The sequence below is a fragment of the Methanoregula sp. genome (assembly GCA_041645435.1).
Classification (GTDB): Archaea; Halobacteriota; Methanomicrobia; order Methanomicrobiales; family Methanospirillaceae; genus Methanoregula.
The window spans coordinates 25,190-41,426 of record JBAZQB010000011.1 but is presented as its reverse complement, the minus strand read 5'-3'; the positions used below and the strand labels follow the sequence as shown (position 1 = coordinate 41,426).

26 protein-coding genes and 1 tRNA gene are annotated in these 16,237 nt (G+C 48.6%); 24 read left to right on the top strand and 3 right to left on the bottom strand.

Annotated elements, in window-relative coordinates:
• From WC593_15220 to WC593_15150, 15 genes are all read left to right on the top strand, one after another.
• On the top strand, positions 1–379 hold a 379-nt coding region (locus WC593_15220; GenBank protein MFA4826499.1), incomplete at its 5' end, for a hypothetical protein.
• A gap of 590 nt (positions 380–969) precedes the next feature.
• A complete protein-coding gene (locus WC593_15215; GenBank protein MFA4826498.1) occupies positions 970–1,158 on the top strand; it encodes a hypothetical protein in 189 nt (62 codons plus the stop codon).
• Positions 1,155–1,337: a hypothetical protein gene (locus WC593_15210; protein ID MFA4826497.1), complete on the top strand. Its 183-nt coding sequence runs from the start codon at positions 1,155–1,157 to the stop codon at positions 1,335–1,337. Before WC593_15215 ends, WC593_15210 begins: the two co-directional genes overlap by 4 nt.
• A gap of 7 nt (positions 1,338–1,344) precedes the next feature.
• Positions 1,345–1,419 (top strand) — tRNA-Gly (locus WC593_15205).
• A gap of 214 nt (positions 1,420–1,633) precedes the next feature.
• Positions 1,634–2,083 (top strand): hypothetical protein, encoded by a 450-nt coding sequence (locus WC593_15200; protein ID MFA4826496.1) that lies wholly within the window; start codon positions 1,634–1,636, stop codon positions 2,081–2,083.
• 50 nt (positions 2,084–2,133) lie between these two features.
• Positions 2,134–2,841 (top strand): hypothetical protein, encoded by a 708-nt coding sequence (locus WC593_15195; GenBank protein MFA4826495.1) that lies wholly within the window; start codon positions 2,134–2,136, stop codon positions 2,839–2,841.
• Positions 2,842–3,291: 450 nt separating this feature from the next.
• Positions 3,292–3,948, top strand: a complete 657-nt coding sequence (locus tag WC593_15190) for an HNH endonuclease (GenBank protein MFA4826494.1) — start codon at positions 3,292–3,294, stop codon at positions 3,946–3,948.
• Positions 3,929–4,717 carry a hypothetical protein gene (locus WC593_15185; protein ID MFA4826493.1) on the top strand — a complete coding sequence of 263 codons (789 nt, stop codon included), beginning with the start codon at positions 3,929–3,931 and terminating at the stop codon, positions 4,715–4,717. The genes WC593_15190 and WC593_15185 overlap by 20 nt, the downstream gene beginning before the upstream one ends.
• Positions 4,678–5,109, top strand: coding sequence for a hypothetical protein (locus WC593_15180; protein ID MFA4826492.1), 432 nt, complete (start codon positions 4,678–4,680; stop codon positions 5,107–5,109). The genes WC593_15185 and WC593_15180 overlap by 40 nt, the downstream gene beginning before the upstream one ends.
• A gap of 1 nt (position 5,110) precedes the next feature.
• Complete coding sequence (locus WC593_15175; GenBank protein MFA4826491.1) at positions 5,111–5,275, top strand: hypothetical protein; 165 nt, start codon at positions 5,111–5,113, stop codon at positions 5,273–5,275.
• Complete coding sequence (locus WC593_15170; GenBank protein MFA4826490.1) at positions 5,272–5,403, top strand: hypothetical protein; 132 nt, start codon at positions 5,272–5,274, stop codon at positions 5,401–5,403. Before WC593_15175 ends, WC593_15170 begins: the two co-directional genes overlap by 4 nt.
• Positions 5,400–5,618 (top strand): hypothetical protein, encoded by a 219-nt coding sequence (locus WC593_15165; GenBank protein ID MFA4826489.1) that lies wholly within the window; start codon positions 5,400–5,402, stop codon positions 5,616–5,618. The genes WC593_15170 and WC593_15165 overlap by 4 nt, the downstream gene beginning before the upstream one ends.
• A gap of 289 nt (positions 5,619–5,907) precedes the next feature.
• A complete protein-coding gene (locus WC593_15160) occupies positions 5,908–6,657 on the top strand; it encodes a phage protease (protein MFA4826488.1) in 750 nt (249 codons plus the stop codon).
• Positions 6,658–6,858 (top strand): hypothetical protein, encoded by a 201-nt coding sequence (locus WC593_15155; protein MFA4826487.1) that lies wholly within the window; start codon positions 6,658–6,660, stop codon positions 6,856–6,858. It begins immediately after the preceding gene.
• Positions 6,855–7,286 (top strand): RusA family crossover junction endodeoxyribonuclease, encoded by a 432-nt coding sequence (locus WC593_15150; GenBank protein ID MFA4826486.1) that lies wholly within the window; start codon positions 6,855–6,857, stop codon positions 7,284–7,286. The genes WC593_15155 and WC593_15150 overlap by 4 nt, the downstream gene beginning before the upstream one ends.
• A 578-nt stretch (positions 7,287–7,864) precedes the next feature.
• Here WC593_15150 and WC593_15145 read toward each other — a convergent pair.
• Entirely contained in the window at positions 7,865–8,794 is a 930-nt protein-coding gene (locus tag WC593_15145; protein MFA4826485.1) for an IS1595 family transposase, read from the bottom strand.
• Between the two features lie 168 nt (positions 8,795–8,962).
• Positions 8,963–9,283: a hypothetical protein gene (locus WC593_15140; GenBank protein ID MFA4826484.1), complete on the bottom strand. Its 321-nt coding sequence runs from the start codon at positions 9,281–9,283 to the stop codon at positions 8,963–8,965.
• Positions 9,284–9,490: 207 nt separating this feature from the next.
• Between WC593_15140 and WC593_15135 the strand changes: the two genes are divergently transcribed.
• From WC593_15135 to WC593_15120, 4 genes are all read left to right on the top strand, one after another.
• Entirely contained in the window at positions 9,491–9,760 is a 270-nt protein-coding gene (locus tag WC593_15135; protein MFA4826483.1) for a hypothetical protein, read from the top strand.
• A 125-nt stretch (positions 9,761–9,885) separates the two neighbouring features.
• Positions 9,886–10,068, top strand: coding sequence for a hypothetical protein (locus WC593_15130; protein MFA4826482.1), 183 nt, complete (start codon positions 9,886–9,888; stop codon positions 10,066–10,068).
• A gap of 215 nt (positions 10,069–10,283) precedes the next feature.
• On the top strand, positions 10,284–10,655 hold the full coding sequence (locus tag WC593_15125; protein ID MFA4826481.1) for a hypothetical protein: 372 nt from the start codon (positions 10,284–10,286) through the stop codon (positions 10,653–10,655).
• On the top strand, positions 10,645–11,862 hold the full coding sequence (locus tag WC593_15120; GenBank protein MFA4826480.1) for a PBSX family phage terminase large subunit: 1,218 nt from the start codon (positions 10,645–10,647) through the stop codon (positions 11,860–11,862). Before WC593_15125 ends, WC593_15120 begins: the two co-directional genes overlap by 11 nt.
• On the opposite strand, the gene WC593_15115 is transcribed toward WC593_15120, so the two are convergent.
• On the bottom strand, positions 11,859–12,155 hold the full coding sequence (locus tag WC593_15115) for a hypothetical protein (GenBank protein ID MFA4826479.1): 297 nt from the start codon (positions 12,153–12,155) through the stop codon (positions 11,859–11,861). The genes WC593_15120 and WC593_15115 overlap by 4 nt on opposite strands.
• 470 nt (positions 12,156–12,625) lie before the next feature.
• Between WC593_15115 and WC593_15110 the strand changes: the two genes are divergently transcribed.
• The 5 genes from WC593_15110 (at position 12,626) to WC593_15090 (ending at position 16,227) form a co-directional block, all read left to right on the top strand.
• Positions 12,626–12,811, top strand: coding sequence for a hypothetical protein (locus tag WC593_15110; protein ID MFA4826478.1), 186 nt, complete (start codon positions 12,626–12,628; stop codon positions 12,809–12,811).
• Positions 12,789–13,421 (top strand): hypothetical protein, encoded by a 633-nt coding sequence (locus tag WC593_15105; GenBank protein ID MFA4826477.1) that lies wholly within the window; start codon positions 12,789–12,791, stop codon positions 13,419–13,421. The genes WC593_15110 and WC593_15105 overlap by 23 nt, the downstream gene beginning before the upstream one ends.
• A gap of 215 nt (positions 13,422–13,636) precedes the next feature.
• Positions 13,637–13,903, top strand: a complete 267-nt coding sequence (locus WC593_15100; GenBank protein MFA4826476.1) for a hypothetical protein — start codon at positions 13,637–13,639, stop codon at positions 13,901–13,903.
• 126 nt (positions 13,904–14,029) lie between these two features.
• A complete protein-coding gene (locus WC593_15095) occupies positions 14,030–16,102 on the top strand; it encodes a portal protein (GenBank protein MFA4826475.1) in 2,073 nt (690 codons plus the stop codon).
• Positions 16,102–16,227: a hypothetical protein gene (locus WC593_15090; GenBank protein MFA4826474.1), complete on the top strand. Its 126-nt coding sequence runs from the start codon at positions 16,102–16,104 to the stop codon at positions 16,225–16,227. Before WC593_15095 ends, WC593_15090 begins: the two co-directional genes overlap by 1 nt.
• Positions 16,228–16,237: the final 10 nt, after the last annotated feature.

The window sequence follows — 16,237 nt, the reverse complement described above, 5'->3', positions numbered from 1 at the left end:
AGCCCCAAACGTGGCCTTTGACTTCCGTGAGCACCGGAAACTGGCAGTTGGTAGCCCAAACGTGGCCTTTGACTTCCGTGAGCACCGGAAACTGACAGTCTTTGCAGTCCCGAACGTGGCCTTTGACTTCCGTGAGCACCGGAAACTGGCAGTTGGTAGCCCAAACGTGGCCTTTGACTTCCGTGAGCACCGGAAACTGGCAGTTGGTAGCCCGAACGTCGCCTTTGACTTCCGTGAGCACCGGAAACTGGCAGTTGGTAGCCCGAACGTCGCCTTTGACTTCCGTGAGCACCGGAAACTGGCAGTTGGTAGCCCGAACGTGGCCTTTGACTTCCGTGAGCGATTCCCAATTCAGGCCAGGGAAATCAATAAGGCTTAAATTTCCATTGATCGTCGTGACTTTGGCTACTTCTTTGGGAGGATAAAAATAATTGGGGCCAACTTTTTTGAGCCAAGTCAGCACTTCTTTTAAATCGTTTGTCGTATTGACTTGATCGGCGATAATCTCGCCAGTTTCAAAATTGAACTCCCATTTATTTAGCCGATCTTCTTTTTCACCTTTAAAGCCGTAGAAGTCAGCAATAGAGGTATGGGAGTCACAGTCGTACGATTTACCTACTAAATCACCCTCATAGATACGCTTTCGTTCTTCCCAGGAGAAAGCGTAGATATTCCCCTTACCGTCACTACAAGCCGAAATCGGCTGGCACATAAAACCTCCTTAATTTTTAGCCTTGCTTCTTTTCTCTTCCCCCAGCCTCCCCCAGGTCTCCATTAACTACAAGTGCTTAGTGGGTTTGGCCCGCTCGGTTTTCCCCTGTGTTAAGCAGCTTGGTAGCTTAGGGTCGGCGTTTGGGTCATTTGATGTTGAGTCTATTATAATCAGCCTTTTCCAAAAGTCCAGAAAAAAATGATGGTCTATTAAATTATTTCTGTACTTTCAGAATTTAGTCATTATAATAGAAAACCATGAGACTCAGGGAATATTTAAAACTGAAAAATGTTAAGGCTAACCGCTGGGCTGAGACCGAAAACTTTCCGGTTTCAATGGTATATGCTTGGCTTGGCGGGACCACTCCAAGAATTGAAAATATAATTAAAATTAAAGAAGCTACCCAAGGCGCAGTTGGTCCTGAGGATTGGGGAGAAAAACCATGACCTCCGACACGCCGACCATCCTGAGCCTCTGTCTTGACAAGGCCCTTAAAGAAACCCCAAACATCCTCCGAGAAGACCTGATCCGGATTATCCGGCATGACGCGGAGCTTGAGCTACGTAACCTGGAGTTGGCGGCAGAAAACGCAAAACTTAAGGCGCAGCTGAAGGGGCTTACTTAGATGAAATGCGGGTGTAGCTCAGCGGTAGAGCACCCCTCTCCCCGAGGGGAAGCCATCTGTTCAAATCAGGTAACCCGCTCCACTAAATTTACGCCTTGCCTGTATAGGCTGGCAGTGAACCCCCCAGACACCAACGCCGGAACGCCCATCCGGTCATATACGCTCAGGCCGTCTGAGGGATTTCATAACCCGCCTTGGTTGTGACGTAATAAGGGCCTGGACGAAAGAAATCGGGCTAAACCTATCGGGGCCTCACCTTCGGGAAAGGCCCCCGGTAGGAATTGGGGGGGGACGGAATGGCCAAAAAACGCTTTTTAACCTGTCCAGAATGCGGCATTACCTACTGGACGTTCCAGTGTGCTTCCCATACGCCCAAGACCTGCGGGGCTAAAGAGTGTCTTAATGTGAGCCGCAAGCGCGATATAGCGAAAGTCAAAAAACACAGCACCGCCCCCAAAGAAGTTAACAGCGTCTGCGAAGTTTGCGGTAAAGCCTTTAAGGGCCGCATTAAGGGGCGCAAGTATGCCTGTTGTGGCGACCCTGCATGTCGGATGGAAGTGAGGCGTAGGCGGGGCCGTGAAGCGACTCAGAAGGCAAAGGAGAATAAAGCCGCGGCTAAGATGAATCATTGTTTGGGCCATGGGTGTGATGCCATGGTTAACCCGCCGCGCCATTTTTGTGATAAGTGCCGAGAATTACAGCGACGTTATTCCGTGCGGTGTTTGGGAACAGGGGAAGCGATTTGACCCCTTCCACCCTCCGCCAAATCCGCCGAGCCAAGGGGATGAACCAAGATATGAAAATGAAAAATTACCTATCCTTTGGCGGCGGCGTCAACTCAGTCGCCATGATGCTCTTACTCATAGATGAGGGTGTGGAGTTTGAGGCGGTTTATGTCTGGATGCCGGATTGGCCCGAGACCCACGAGTATTTGATGATGCTGGAAAGTAAGGGGTATCCGATCACGGTGATATTTCCATCCGAGACGTGCAAAGGCGAGAAGGTTAGTAATCTCTACGAATACGCATGGAAACTCAAAATGTTCCCCAGGCGGATGATGAGATGGTGTACTGCAAAATTTAAGGTTAAGCCCCTCCATGCTTATTTTCAAAAGCCCTGTTTTGTCATGCTCGGGATTGATGCCGACGAATCCCATCGGGCCAGATTAGCAACCGATAGCGGGGTGGAAAATCGCTGGCCTCTTATTGAGCGGGGAATCACCCGGCAGGGGTGTATTGAGATAATTAAGGCTCATAGGCTTCCTATCCCCCATAGGTCAGGCTGTTTTATCTGTCCATTCCAACGAGTTGCCCAAGTCAAAGAAATGCGGCGAAAACACCCTGATATGTTCTGTAAATTGGTCGCATTGGAAGAACGTAATATTAAGGAACTAAAGAAGGGTCCTTATTATAGTTTAGGAAAGCCGTTTAGAGAAATAGTTAATGAACCAGATTCCTTTTTATTTGAGGAACTAGCATACCCACCCTGTCAATGCGGGCTTTAGGAGCCCTAAACTTTGACTAGCCAATCATTGCGTCAATGGCGGCTATGAACCAGGTGGAGTTCGCGGCGTACCTGGGGGTGGCCCCCTCTACCGTGTACGCATGGGAAAATGGTCAGAATCCTATCCCCCGTTGGGCCGTGAAGTTGCTCAGGGCCTTAGAGCGTCTCGAGGCGGTGTTGCAGCCGGAGTTGCCGATGGGGGTGCTGCCGGGGTTATGCGCCTGCGGATGCGGCCGGCCGACCGTCAAAAACTGGCGCACGGATCGCTCAAAGGGCTGGATTAAGGGCGAGTACAGGGCCTACATTAGCGGGCACAATGCGACGTTTGAGAGGGCGGAGAGATGAGAGTTGTTTCTGATAAATCCTTGACTGTTAGGTGGTTTTTGGGGATAATGTAGATGTCCAAGTCTTGCAGAGAAAATAATTATCCTTTAAACTCTAATTTCCCTGAGTGGCCGGTATCCGCGAGGACCGGAAGTCAGCTCTGCTTGACTTGGACCCACTCGGGGATTCTTATGTGCCTGTCCAGGCAAGCGGAGGTAGTGTGATGTCAATTTCCAAAAAAGTGCGGTTTGAAGTATTTAAGCGTGATGGTTTTCAGTGTTGTTACTGCGGCAAAACCCCCCCTGAAGTTATCCTTGAATTAGACCATATCGACCCAAAATCAAAGGGCGGTAAGGATGATATAAACAATCTCCTTACGGCCTGCTTTGATTGTAACCGTGGCAAAAGGGATATTCCCCTCGACAAGGCCCCACCTAAGTTATCTGAAAACCTGGAAGTCCTTAAACTTAAAGAAGAACAGTTAAAAGAATATCGCAAGTTTGTTAAGAAGTTAGAACGACAGAAAAACGCCGATATTGAATTAATCAATGAAATTTATTCAAGTTTCTACCCTGAATATGAATTAGCAGAAAAATTTAGGTCTGTATCGGTAAAACAATTTCTCGACAAACTTCCCTTACATGAAGTTGAAGATGCAATGAGAAAGGCTTGTTATAAATTTGAAAGTGGCAATTCTGCTGATCGAGAAAATGCAATTAAATATTTCTGCGGAGTTTGTTGGGGAAAAATAAAGAGGGATGGCCGTGAGAGCAAGAAATATTAAGCCTGGATTTTTTATTAATGAAGATTTGGCGGAAGTTGATGCTCATGGCCGTTTGCTTTTTATCGGCCTATGGTGCCTTGCCGACCGTGAAGGGAAACTTGAGGACCGGCCCAAGCGGATTAAGGGTGAACTATTCAGATATGATGCAATTTCCTATGAAATCGTTGACGAACAATTATCTAAACTGAATGAGTTAGGATTAATAATCCGTTATGAAATTGATGGTTTACGATACATATTTATTCCTAACTTTTTGAAGCACCAAAGCCCACATTATAACGAAAAACCTTCCACCATACCCGACCCACTTCTAACCAAGGTAGAAAGCACTTCTAACCAAGGTAGCAACAAAGAGCCGATGCAAGGGGGGTCACTACCCCCTGATTCTCTGAATCCTGATTCTCTGAATCCTGATAAAAAAGATATGTCCCCTCCAGAAGGAGGGAACGGCTTTTACCCTCAAGATTTTGAAGCAATTTATTTGGCTTATCCCAAAAACCAGCATGGCAGCAAGAAAAACGCCTACGGTCAATTCAAAAAGGTTAAAGCCTTAATTCCTAAAGACGTTATCCCAATAATTAAGCGCCAAATTGCCGAAAAACAAAAGGCTGATTCATTAGGCATCTTTTACCCTGAATTTAAGCATTTTGAACGCTGGTTAAAGGCGGCGGAATGGGAGAGGGAACCTTTTGATTTTGACGCCGTGAAGCCTAAAGAGGAGCAACCGCAATGGGTCCGGGAACTTTCAAGCAAGCAATCTACGAACTAAGCCTCTATTTCGAGCGCAAGCCACCACGGGATGAAACGATAGCCCAATGGTGTGAAGAGGTTCGGGATATTCCTGAACACCACACCAAAGAGATTATGGCTGTGGCTAAGAGACTGGAATCTTGGCCCAGGAATCTACCGGCCTTTATGTGGGCGAAGTCGATGGAATTTGGCGAGAAGAACGGAGAAAGCAATGCCCAGGTTATCCACGACCGGCGCTTTCACCCTGACAGATGGGCTAACAAGGCGTGTCAAAAATGCCACGGTGAAGGCATAGTGCGGACCCCGATGGATTGGCCGATGAGTCGGACTGATGAGGGTGATTTAATTACCAAACGGATTAACCCCCCGGTTCTTTGTGATTGCACAGAAAAGTTAGCTCACGGAGGTTGACATGAGCAAATACGACCCCACTCCACCCCTAAAGCTCGGAAATTGGGTAAGAATCATCGGCCAATTCGAGAAATTACCCGAAAAGCACCCGGTAGTACAACGGCTGGATATGGCCGGCATGGGACCAGACTTAAAACTCGACAACTATAGCGGAGAAGCGGCATGAAACCCTTTTCAAAGTTCGTAGGCCCACCCCGGAAGGTCTGGACGCCGATCCCGTTTCGGATCATCAAGAACGGGGCGGTGATCGTGGAACGGTACCATAACGGCGAGCAAGGGAGGGTGAAACCATGACATACCTCCTCTATCTCGGGCTCCTGGCACTCGGAAGTGTGGCCGGGTATCTCTGGGCCACCTGGGGCGAAGAAGAACGCTGGCGGGCCGTGGTTAATTATGCGTATCGTATGGGGCGGGAGAAGGAACGGGATAAGATGGCGAATGCAGCGTTCAAGCAAAAAACCGAAATATACGAGACTATAACGGCTTATAGTGAGGGCCAAAAGCCATGACTGAGTCGGTGTGCCAATTTTGTGGGGCTACTAAACTAAAATCCATACCAACCTCAACAGGTGTAAGGGTTTTGTTCGCTTGCTACACGGTTTTTAAAAATGGTGAACTTATTGATTACCGTAATCGGTCTTGCTATAGGGGGCAAATCGCCAACCTCACCGATGAAAACCAGGAGCTTAGACGGGCCGTGGGGGAGGCGGGAGAATTGATTTTTTGGCTTACAGGGCCAACCATAGCCAAAATCCTGCGGGATAAAGCTCAATTATGGCATAGCAAATGGGGGAAGAAATGAAGAAATTTGAGATTACAGAAGAGAGCTTGGCAAAGGCGAAGCTAGTTTACCGTGATATCCGAGAGAAATATTCTAACTACCCGTGGGCCACAGATGCAGCCTTTAATACCGGCCTTGATGCCCTCTGTGTGCCCGTGGAGGAATGCGTGACCATAGCAGAACCGGAATGGGTCAAAATACTCCCCCTTGGTAAGGTGGAATTGGCGGACCACCGGGAGCCCTTTATGGTGGACGAAGCGTCCCTGGAATCCATGGTGGCGGCATTCCGGGATCGGGGGTTTGATCTGGTGATCGACTATAATTACGCCACTTTGAATGGTGGCGCGCCCCTGGCGGCTGGCTGGATCAAGGACCTGGAGGCCAGGAGCGACGGGCTTTGGGTACTGGTAGAATGGACAGACATAGTCAAGAAATATATGAATGTTAGTGAATATCGTTACGTTTCGCCCGTGCTGCGGCTGGACCAGGAAACCCGTAGGCCCACGGCCTTGATACATGTGGCCTTGACTAAGGCACCGGCTATTAATAATTTACCGCCTTTCACTGGGAAACTAAAACAACCCAAACCTTTCGGCCCCGGAACTCGCCTTCGGGCGGCAAATGGGGATGAGATGATGGTGGTATTAAGTTTCGGGTGTTTTAGGGTTGTAAATCTAACCCAAAATATTCTTGATTCAAGGCAATTCGTTTCAGCTCAAGCAGTTAAACAAGCCCTTCTCGCCTCTGGCGCTGTCGTGGAGGACTAAATGACCACCTGTCCCCACTTCAAAGCCTCCCAAGAGGCCAACACGACCCACGACCCGGGCGACTGCCATTTTTGGCGTTACGATATGTACCGGGTGCTCTGGTACTGCTCCTGCGTGGACAAACCGGGTAACGACTGTCTCAGTGAGGGAAAGGGCGAGAAGGGGATGGAACATCATATTGAGGTTGAGAGGGAAAGATGAACACTTACCGCATCACCATCCCGATTTTACCTAAAGCACAGAAGCGGGACCGTATCGGGAGCCGGGGCGGGCATGGTTTTAGCTACAAAGACAAAAGCCAGAAGTTAGAGGAAAACAAACTACTGCTTTGTCTGATGGAGTCGAAACCCCCTGAGCCTCTTTCTGGGGCGATATCTTTAGAAGTGCGGGTGTATCTGCCAATTCCTAAAAGCAAGCCCCGTATCTGGCGGGAGAAGGCCGAGAGGGGGGAGATTATGCCGACAGTAAAGCCAGATATCGACAATTACGCCAAAAACCTCTTGGATGTGATGAACGGGGTGTACTTCCAAGATGATAAGCAAATCACCGATTTAACCGTTTCTAAACGCTACACTTCAATAACTGTTCCATCGCCTTGTTGGGTAGTGGTGATGAGAGGGGATTATTAAATGCCTGACAACTGCGGAATTTGCGCCTGGCGCTGTGATCCTGTCAATACCCAAGAACTCGCTGGGTACTGTTATGAGCAAGACCAACTTATCACTGACTTGAGTGGGCATTGCCCGGAATGGCGGGGGACGCTGAGGGATAAACCACTTCTGCCGGGGCCGATTGAGGAAGCTGCTCCGGTATCGGAAGAAGCGTGGAACACTTTGTTGGAGGTTAATCCAATATGAATGCCATTGTAAGGCTAATGGACCTTATGCGCTCAGACATTCTTAATGTGTTATATGGGCGAAAAGAGGGGAAACCATCAAAGGTTGACCCCTGTATCTCCTGGCCTGGGCCTGTTATGGACTATGATGGTGATGAGCTGTGGGCACTGAGGTTGCCTGTGAGGGTGTCACGGGATATTAGTCAATTTTACCGTTGCCCAGTTTGCGGTACATTCCCCGCCCTATGTTCGACTGATCCTAAATACGCATGTACGGCTTGTTACAATAAAGCTAAGTTTGGCATACCTATTCCAACTCAATTACAACTTCGGGAAATTAATCTCTTAGATTTTATTAAGGGAATTATATAGTTAACTCCCTTGAGGATTGATTAAACCCGCATAAGTAAGGCGTTTGTGAGCGGTTGCAACAACAAAACTTTCAAGGCGTTTAAGACTATGGCGTTTACAGCTTCCATCATTGAGCCGAAAGGTGAACTCATTAACATATCGCCCCAGGTGCTTAGGGCTGGCATGGTGATAAACGCCGTAGATTCCACGCTTCAAGGTGGCCCAAACGCTGTCGATGCTGTTCGTGGTCACGCCGTCCTTAACATAATCTCCGGCGCTGTGATTAACCGATCTGTGTTGGTAAAACAGGCCGCCCAAGCCGGAATAAACCGGGGCATCATCGGTATGAATCATGGAGCCCAGGGCCACATGGTCAAAGATTGCACCATGCAAAGTCGCCTTATCCGGGCTTTTGAACGGCTTGGCAATCGTGTTGCCGCCCCTCTCCCGAAGCCCTACAACGCCCACCTTGCCAACAGAACCACGGCCCTCTTTGAGCTTCTTGCACTCGTGCTTGTTGGTTTCTTTCCCGCCGATATAGGTTTCATCCACTTCGATGATACCCTTGAGTTCCGCAAGGTCATCGCCGCAGGCTTCCCGGAGCCGGTGCAGCATGAACCAGGCCGACTTTTGGGTAATGCCTATCTCCTTAGAGAGTTGCAGGGAGGATATGCCCTTCCTGGCCGTCACAAGCAGGTACATGGCATAGAGCCACTTATGCAGGGGAATGTGACTCCGCTCAAAAATCGTTCCGGTTCTCACGGTGAAATCTTCTTTGCAGGGATTACAGCGGTAAAAGCCCTGCTTTCTGGCGGTGACTCGCTCACCATTTCCACATACCGGGCATTTTACGCCGTGGGGCCACAGCTTAGATTCGAGATATTTCCGGGCCGATTCCTGGTTAGGAAACATCTCGAAAAGCTGAAAGGTGCTGATCGTTATCTTATCCATTGTTCTAAGCAATCCAGAAAGTTAGGCACCCATGCAGGAACAGGACGCCGCCCTGATTCCCATGAATCCACAGCCCATTTAGTGACCCCAAATGCCTCCGCCAAGGCTTTTCGGGACCGGAAGCCAAGGCGGAGGCGGGTGGTTTTAAGTTCGGAAGGGGTCATGCTTCTACCTTTTCTCAGGTCTTGGCCGGTAAAAACCATCGGTTTTGGCATAAACCTTTTTCGCTTTAGCATACAGGGACACCAATTTTTCACGATCAGGGAAACCGTAACCAGCATCCATGATTATCAAAAATTCTTCTACTGTATCCGAAAGTTCCGGGGCGGCGGTGATAAGGTTGGCAATTTGTTGAAATCCCGGGTCATCTGGCCATTGCACTCTTGCAATGGGATAGCCTTCATTATTCCAAATGACGATATGGTTAGGGTCAGTGAGGGGTTTAATTTCTGCCTTCCAAGGGGTTCCGCCAAAGCTTTTAGTTTCCATTTCGTCTGTCCTCCTTCGTTTGATGATTATAATATAGGACAGCGTACAACATTTGTCAAGGGAAAAGTGAGAAAATGCGAAAAAAACTTAAATTAGGGAGTCAAGTATATAATTCCCTTTATTAAGCATCTCAGACAGGAGATTTATTTCCAGAAGCACAGCCCTCCTTGGTTGGGGTTCTGAGCCGAAAGGGTAAAGGAGATTGATATGGATACCAACACAGAAATATCTGCTGGCGAAGTGATTGTTCTGACCAAAGGTGAGTATAGCGATTACGGTATTAATGGATATATCGTGTCGCTCATAGATTTTGATATGCAGGACGCTATTGATGTTTTCAATAAACTACAACTAAAGGGTGATGATTGGGACATTCACACAAAGTTTGTGGCCTGGCTGGTTTCTACAGAAAGGTGTGTGCCGGTAGAACATCGGGAAATTCATATCGGGTCATATGGCGATTTAGCGATAAGTTAAGGAATAAAGTGGGGGCTTCACCTTAAAAAATGCTGCCAAGAGTCAGTAATATATATTACCGTTTGAGTAATTATATTAATTGCAATGTCAATGCCATTTAGACATTGAGGGGATAATTTGTAAAGATGACCCGTACCTTTGAGGAAAAATTAAGCGCCTATTGGGAACAGGTTAAGTTGGATATTCTGACATGCCATCAGAGGCGCATGACTGGACGATTTTCATTTCACATAGACTTCAGGGAAGGCGGTATCGGTGAGCCTGAAATCGACATAAAGCAGAAATTGAAAAAATTAATTGACAAGTAAATGAAAACGTGTATTAGTAGGAACCATTAGGGTTACTTGACGGCCCGGCGCAGTTTTGTCGATTACCGGATGGCCCCGCTGACATTCAGTTGGCGGGGCTTTCTCTTTTTTAAGACCAAGGAAATGGCGATCTGGATTGAACAAAATGAACTATCTCAACAGGAGTGGTTGGAACTGAGGCCACAGGGCTTACAGAAGGGCGGAATTAGAGAGAAATGGCAAGACCTTGCAAAATACCGGAAGACCCAGAGGTTTTAGACCGTATCCTTGAAAATATGGCTTTAGGGCTGTCTTCTCGGTTAATTGCTGAATCTTTGGGAGAAAATGAAAATACCGTCAAGGGTTGGAAAAATAGAAAAGATTTTAACCAAAAGCTGGCTATTAAGAAATTAGAGATTCTTGGGGCACCGCTAAGGGGCATGGCTGACAGGTTTCCTAAAGACTTTATTGAGCGTCACCCGGAGACGAGGGAAGCATTTGCACCGCCAACTCAAAAGAAAGAACTCTCAGGTCCAGACGGCAAGCCTCTGAGCGTCAAACTCAATGTAATATTTGTGGACCCAGTAGACCCGGAAAATGACGTATGACCTGGAATCAGATATACTTACACCCCGTAAGTTCCAGTTCCTCTACAGGCCCAGCCGATATAAGGTTGCTTTTGGTGGGCGGGGTGGTGGCCGGTCATGGCAATTTGCCCGTGGGTTACTCATCTGTGCAACAAATGGCAGAGAGCGTGTCCTTTGTACCCGTGAATACCAAAACTCCATCAAAGAATCAGTGCATTACATCCTCAAGAACCAGATTGAACGCATGGGCCTCTCGTCTTTGTTTACTATCAAGGAACAGAGCATCACAGGCCCCCACGATTCAGAGTTTGTCTTTGCTGGCCTCAAGTCAGATCCCCACAAAATCAAATCGACTGAGGGCATTACAAAGTGTTGGGTCGAAGAAGCCGAAAAGGTTAGTAAGGCATCTTGGGAAATGCTTATTCCTACCATTCGCGAACCTGACTCAGAAATATGGGTGGGGTTTAACCCCGATCTTGAGTCTGACCCTACATACCAAATGTTCATTATCGATCAAAACCCCGATGCCGTTGTCCAAAAGATCAACTGGCGGGATAACCCCTGGTTCCCAGAAGTCCTCCAAAAAGAACGAGACTACATGCGGGGCATTGACCTGGATGCGTATATGCACATCTGGGAGGGGGAATGTCGCAAACGCACTGATGCCCAAATTCTCAAAGAGAAATACGTTGTCCAGGATTTTGAGCCAGAACTTGACTGGGATGGACCATACCAGGGAGCTGACTGGGGATTTGCGGTTGACCCGGCAACCCTGGTGCGGTGTTGGGTCTATCGAAATAAGCTCTATATCGAACACGAGTTCTGGGGTTTAGGAGTGGAGATCGACGCTTTGGCAAGTAAGTTTGAGATTATCCCTGATTCAGCGAATTACGTAACTCGGGCCGACAGTGCCAGGCCGGAGACTATCAGTTATCTCAAGCGCAAAGGGTATCCGAAGATCATCGGGGTGAAGAAGTGGAAAGGATCTATTGAAGACGGCATTGCATACCTTCGGGCCTTTGAGAAAATCATTATCCACCCCAGATGCACCCACACCATTGAGGAAGCGAGGCTGTGGAGTTACAAGGTGGATAGGCTAACCGGCGATATCCTGCCCGAAGTGGTGGACACCCACAACCATTGTTGGGATGGAATCAGGTACGCCTTAGAGCCTATCATCAGAGCAGGACAGAATATCGGCTTCTATGACGGCTGCGATTTTAACTAATCATCTTCATCCGGCCCAAAGGGCGGGGGCGATATCCCGGTCTCATCGTTGTAGTAGATGTTGTCGGGGCTCTGAGAGGAGTAGGGCGAGCCATATTTGCCGTACTTGTTGTTGATGGAGTCCGACGAGTATTGGCTGCCATAGCGCCCATAAGGGTTATTGACGGAGTTGGGGTCGTAAGGATTGTTGGTGGCATTCCCCAGATAAGTGCCATCCCGGGCGTAAAGCTGGACCTGGGCAAAGGCAGGAGCGGCGAGACAGAGGACCAGGGATATGATGACTAAGGTTTTCATTAACATTCGCCTCCGTAAGACTGCAACATTTGGGTTAACCTGGCCTTTAGAAACAGGGAAGCCCCTAAGTAGTCAATATCATGTGAATTGCGTGCGCTGTGCACTGCTCGCACTGCTGAGAGAAACTGACCTATGGGGCGAAGATCATGGTCAATGGGAATATTGTCCGAAAAAATGTCATGGAAGTCGTACCCCATATTGGGAATGATTTTCATGGTGGAGCCTCCTAACCAATAATGGGCATTTTGTAATGAAAAAGCAAGCGTTAATCATAGGCCGAAAATATTATGTCAGGATTTCAAACGAAATCGCCTTTATAGGGACGCTTACCAATCATGATAACCGGGAAATTAATCTTTCAGATGTCACCGAAGTTTATAGCCGTGTTAAATGCAAGTACCCCATTATAATAAACCGAAACAGCTTTATGGTGATAACCCAAGTCGATGATGAGGAAATAAAGGTGTTCAATGCCGGATAAAGGTGTCACCATAATCGTCACGGCCTACCCGGACGGCAAAATCGGGGTGGACCACCCGCCATTAAAGACCCCGGAGGCTATGGCTTTTTATGCCAGCATTTTAGCGGATGGGATCAAGGTGTTGTTGATGCAGGGGGTTATGGAGAGGTCGGATGATCAAGCACCTCAAAGCTGACCTTGACGAGCCTGAACGTTTTATCGATGACGACCATGGCCGCGTCTACAGCCGTGTCGTGGGCGGGCTCGCCTGGCCCGCCAAGGATAAGCCCGGCTTCCTGACGGTCATGGGCCTGGACATGGAGCCGGATGCACAGGGGCACCGGCATTACTGGCTGTTAGCCGAACATGAGAGTGGCGACATCGGCGATTTGGTTCGTATCGCCATGGATATGCGCCAAGAGTACCAGGTCAGAACATGGGTGGGCAATGTGGGTAATAAGCCAGCGATGTATTTGTTAGGCGAGCTAATGCGGGACAAGGACTACAAAGAGCGCCTTTACCTGGACATGGCCCCTCACGCCGCCGACACTCAGGGGTTGATGTTTTACCACACGCTCATTAAAGAGTGCGCCCGCGGCAACCGTAATTTGCTGCATTTGGGAGATTCAGCCTTGATCGGGTATCTATCACAGACCAGTAATGAGGATTTAAGCCGGGCTCCCGAGGACTTTCCGGCGGTTGCGGCCCTGGGGTATGCCCTGGCGGAACTTTACGGCTATCAGTCTGTAATAACCTCTCATGGACCGATCAGTTACAGTGACAGCCCTGGTGCCTGGATGTTATGATGTGCGAATTTTTAAGATTCTTATTTATGCCATGGAAAGAGGATGGCATTGACAAATGGGAGACTTGGCTATTTTGTTGGGCCGTGTTGTTTATAGGGGTAGTGTACCCAATAGTGGCGGGGATGCTATGAACCGCAGAACCTTTCTAAAGATAGTTGTCTTAGGGATAGCGACCTGTGCATTAGACCACTCGCCGCTAAGGTTGGTCGAAGCATTTGAGGCAAAAGATTACTATGTTAGGGAAACATTACCCAGAGGGCGATGGTAACTATTATGCTCGTTATGATGTATTTAATGGGAAAGACCGTTTGCATGTGGCGGTCAGGCTTGATAACGATACCGATGTAGAAAAATATAGACCAATGGCACTTAAGGCTTTAAAAAATGCAATGGAAAACAAGGGATGGAACTTTAACGACCTGCGTCCTTTACCTATCCCTGCTCATTGTAGCGGTCGATACGTTAACATATGCCAAAATTAAATAAAACCACTTTGATTAAGATGGTCCCCGCCCTCTATTGTGGTGAAACCATCGGCTTTTTGGCCTATTACCCGGATGGGACTGTTAAGTATCTTGGGGTTATTCCGTTAATGAGGGCTAAACACCTTGGCTAAACCCACCAAAAAAGACCAGGAAGCAACCAAGAAGGCCCTTGAAGCCAAAGAATCGCTCGTGGCTGAGATGAGGGCGCACTACGACCAGTATACGACCTATGAGAATCACAACACGACTGCTGCCCTGGAAGACCTTAAGTTGCTGGTAGGAGAAGGCCACTGGGATCAGAAAGTTTTAGATGAACGGAAAGAGGACGGTCGCCCCTCCCTGGTGGTCAACCAACTGCCGGTATTTACCCGCCAGGTGATCGGGGACCAACGGCAGTCACGGCCTAACACTAAAGTCATTCCGAGCGACCAGGCCGCAACTCCAGCGAATGCCGAGAAGATAGAAAGCAAACTAAGGGAAATCAAATATATTAGCAAGGCCGACGCCGCCCACGACAATGCTTTTGGGCAGGCTGTAAGGTCAGGTTTTGGGTATTGGAGAATTAAAACCGACTATGAATCGGACGAAACCACAGATCAATGTGTGCGGATAACGTCCATCCCGAACCAGTTCGGCGTTAAGTTCGACCCCCTCTCGACCCAGTGGGATAAGCTCGATGCCAATTGGCTCATCGTTGAAACCATGATCAGCAAAGATGCGTTCAAGGCCAAATACCCGGACCATACGCCAACTACGGATACGTTGTGGGGAGACGGCCTGCTTGAATGGTACAACGAAGATGGGGTGCGCATAGTAGAGTATTTCAAAAAAGAGCACAAGCCTCCAAAGACTTTATGGCTGATGTCGATGGCAACGGATGATGGAATGGAGGAAGTTAATAGCACCGACGATCCCGACGAGAAGGCCAGATTAGAAGAGCAGGGCTTTACCGTCAAAAAACAGAGGAAAGTCAACGCCTATGAGATCGTTCGTTACCTCATGTGCGGGTTCGATATTCTGGAAGATAAAGAAGTCTGGCCGTCAAAATACTGGCCGGTGATCGAAGTTTTGGGCGAGACAGTCAACGTCAACGGGAAGGTTTATAAGCGCAGCTTGATTCGGGATGCCCACGACAGTCAACGCGGATTCAACTACGCAATTTCCAGTGAAGTTGAGACTTTTTCGCTGGCTCCCAAGACTCCGTATGTTGGGACCGTTAAACAGTTCCAGGGGTTTGAAAATAAGTGGCGGCAGGCCCATAAACGCACCTTCGCTTATTTGCCGTTCAATGCCGACCCAACTTTCCCTTCGCCCCCTCAGCGGGTGGACCCGCCCCAACTGTCCTCTGCTATGGTTTCATTCAGAACAGAGCAGAAGCAAAACCTACGGGATGTCGTTGGTATCTTCGATGCCGGCCTTGGCAACCAGAGCAATGAGGTTTCAGGGGTAGCCATAGAAGGGCGCAAGCGTGAAAGCGACACCGGCACCTACATCTACATGGACAACCTGCAATATGCGCTGGAACTTGAGGATCGCACCATTATAGACCTGATTCCCAAGATTTACGACACCAACCGCTCTGTTATGACCCGGAGTGCTGATAATGAGAGTATTCCTATAGAGATTAATAAGCCGGTCGTGGTAGATGGCCAACAAATTATTGAGAATGACTTTACTTCAGGGAAGTATGATGTGGTGGTCACTCTGGGTCCAAGTGCCTCCACGCAGCGTCAGGAGTCCAGGAACAATATGTTGGAATTGATTCGTGTCGCTCCTGAGTTGGCCCCGTTCGTTGCAGATAAACTTGTCCGCTCCATGGACTTCCACGATGCTCAAGATATCGCCCAACGCATTCTCAAGGGTATTGTGCCCCGACAGGTACTTAGTGAAGAGGAGTTAAAAGACCTTCCCCAAGCGGAGCAGCCGCAAGGCCCTGACCCGTTGGTCCTGGCACAGATGCAGTTGGCCGAGACACAGAGTAAGCTCAACCTAGCCCGTGCGGAGAAGGCCCTGGCTGATGTGATGAAAGTCAAGGAAGAAATCCAAGTCCAGCAATCCGAGATGACGTTCAAGGTTATGAAAGAGATTGATGCGAAGCTGATGGGGATGGGTGGACCAGGACAGGGCGGCCCTCAAGGTCCTCAGATGCCTCAAGGCGGGAGTCTTGGGGGTGAGCAGTTCGGGCAGGGTGGTTAATGGACAACCGCGAAATCCTACGTTTTTTAGAAATTATCCGCCAAAAAGCCCCGGAAATGTATAGGGGTATGGCTGGATGGATTAAATCAGTTGCGATGTTCCTTGGTGCACAGGAGATGAAATAGAAGGTTAGTT

Bases quoted from the DNA above. Each gene is read 5' to 3' on its own strand.
- WC593_15145 (MFA4826485.1), bottom strand. From the start codon at position 8,794: ATGGATAAGATAACGATCAGCACCTTTCAGCTTTTCGAGATGTTTCCT.
- WC593_15125 (MFA4826481.1), top strand. From the start codon at position 10,284: ATGGCAAGACCTTGCAAAATACCGGAAGACCCAGAGGTTTTAGACCGT.
- WC593_15105 (MFA4826477.1), top strand. From the start codon at position 12,789: ATGATCAAGCACCTCAAAGCTGACCTTGACGAGCCTGAACGTTTTATC.
- WC593_15135 (MFA4826483.1), top strand. From the start codon at position 9,491: ATGGATACCAACACAGAAATATCTGCTGGCGAAGTGATTGTTCTGACC.
- WC593_15130 (MFA4826482.1), top strand. From the start codon at position 9,886: ATGACCCGTACCTTTGAGGAAAAATTAAGCGCCTATTGGGAACAGGTT.
- WC593_15090 (MFA4826474.1), top strand. From the start codon at position 16,102: ATGGACAACCGCGAAATCCTACGTTTTTTAGAAATTATCCGCCAAAAA.
- WC593_15180 (MFA4826492.1), top strand. From the start codon at position 4,678: ATGGGTCCGGGAACTTTCAAGCAAGCAATCTACGAACTAAGCCTCTAT.
- WC593_15110 (MFA4826478.1), top strand. From the start codon at position 12,626: ATGCCGGATAAAGGTGTCACCATAATCGTCACGGCCTACCCGGACGGC.
- WC593_15120 (MFA4826480.1), top strand. From the start codon at position 10,645: ATGACGTATGACCTGGAATCAGATATACTTACACCCCGTAAGTTCCAG.
- WC593_15175 (MFA4826491.1), top strand. From the start codon at position 5,111: ATGAGCAAATACGACCCCACTCCACCCCTAAAGCTCGGAAATTGGGTA.
- WC593_15150 (MFA4826486.1), top strand. From the start codon at position 6,855: ATGAACACTTACCGCATCACCATCCCGATTTTACCTAAAGCACAGAAG.
- WC593_15200 (MFA4826496.1), top strand. From the start codon at position 1,634: ATGGCCAAAAAACGCTTTTTAACCTGTCCAGAATGCGGCATTACCTAC.
- WC593_15215 (MFA4826498.1), top strand. From the start codon at position 970: ATGAGACTCAGGGAATATTTAAAACTGAAAAATGTTAAGGCTAACCGC.
- WC593_15155 (MFA4826487.1), top strand. From the start codon at position 6,658: ATGACCACCTGTCCCCACTTCAAAGCCTCCCAAGAGGCCAACACGACC.
- WC593_15165 (MFA4826489.1), top strand. From the start codon at position 5,400: ATGACATACCTCCTCTATCTCGGGCTCCTGGCACTCGGAAGTGTGGCC.
- WC593_15210 (MFA4826497.1), top strand. From the start codon at position 1,155: ATGACCTCCGACACGCCGACCATCCTGAGCCTCTGTCTTGACAAGGCC.
- WC593_15195 (MFA4826495.1), top strand. From the start codon at position 2,134: ATGAAAATGAAAAATTACCTATCCTTTGGCGGCGGCGTCAACTCAGTC.
- WC593_15140 (MFA4826484.1), bottom strand. From the start codon at position 9,283: ATGGAAACTAAAAGCTTTGGCGGAACCCCTTGGAAGGCAGAAATTAAA.
- WC593_15160 (MFA4826488.1), top strand. From the start codon at position 5,908: ATGAAGAAATTTGAGATTACAGAAGAGAGCTTGGCAAAGGCGAAGCTA.
- WC593_15170 (MFA4826490.1), top strand. From the start codon at position 5,272: ATGAAACCCTTTTCAAAGTTCGTAGGCCCACCCCGGAAGGTCTGGACG.
- WC593_15115 (MFA4826479.1), bottom strand. From the start codon at position 12,155: ATGAAAACCTTAGTCATCATATCCCTGGTCCTCTGTCTCGCCGCTCCT.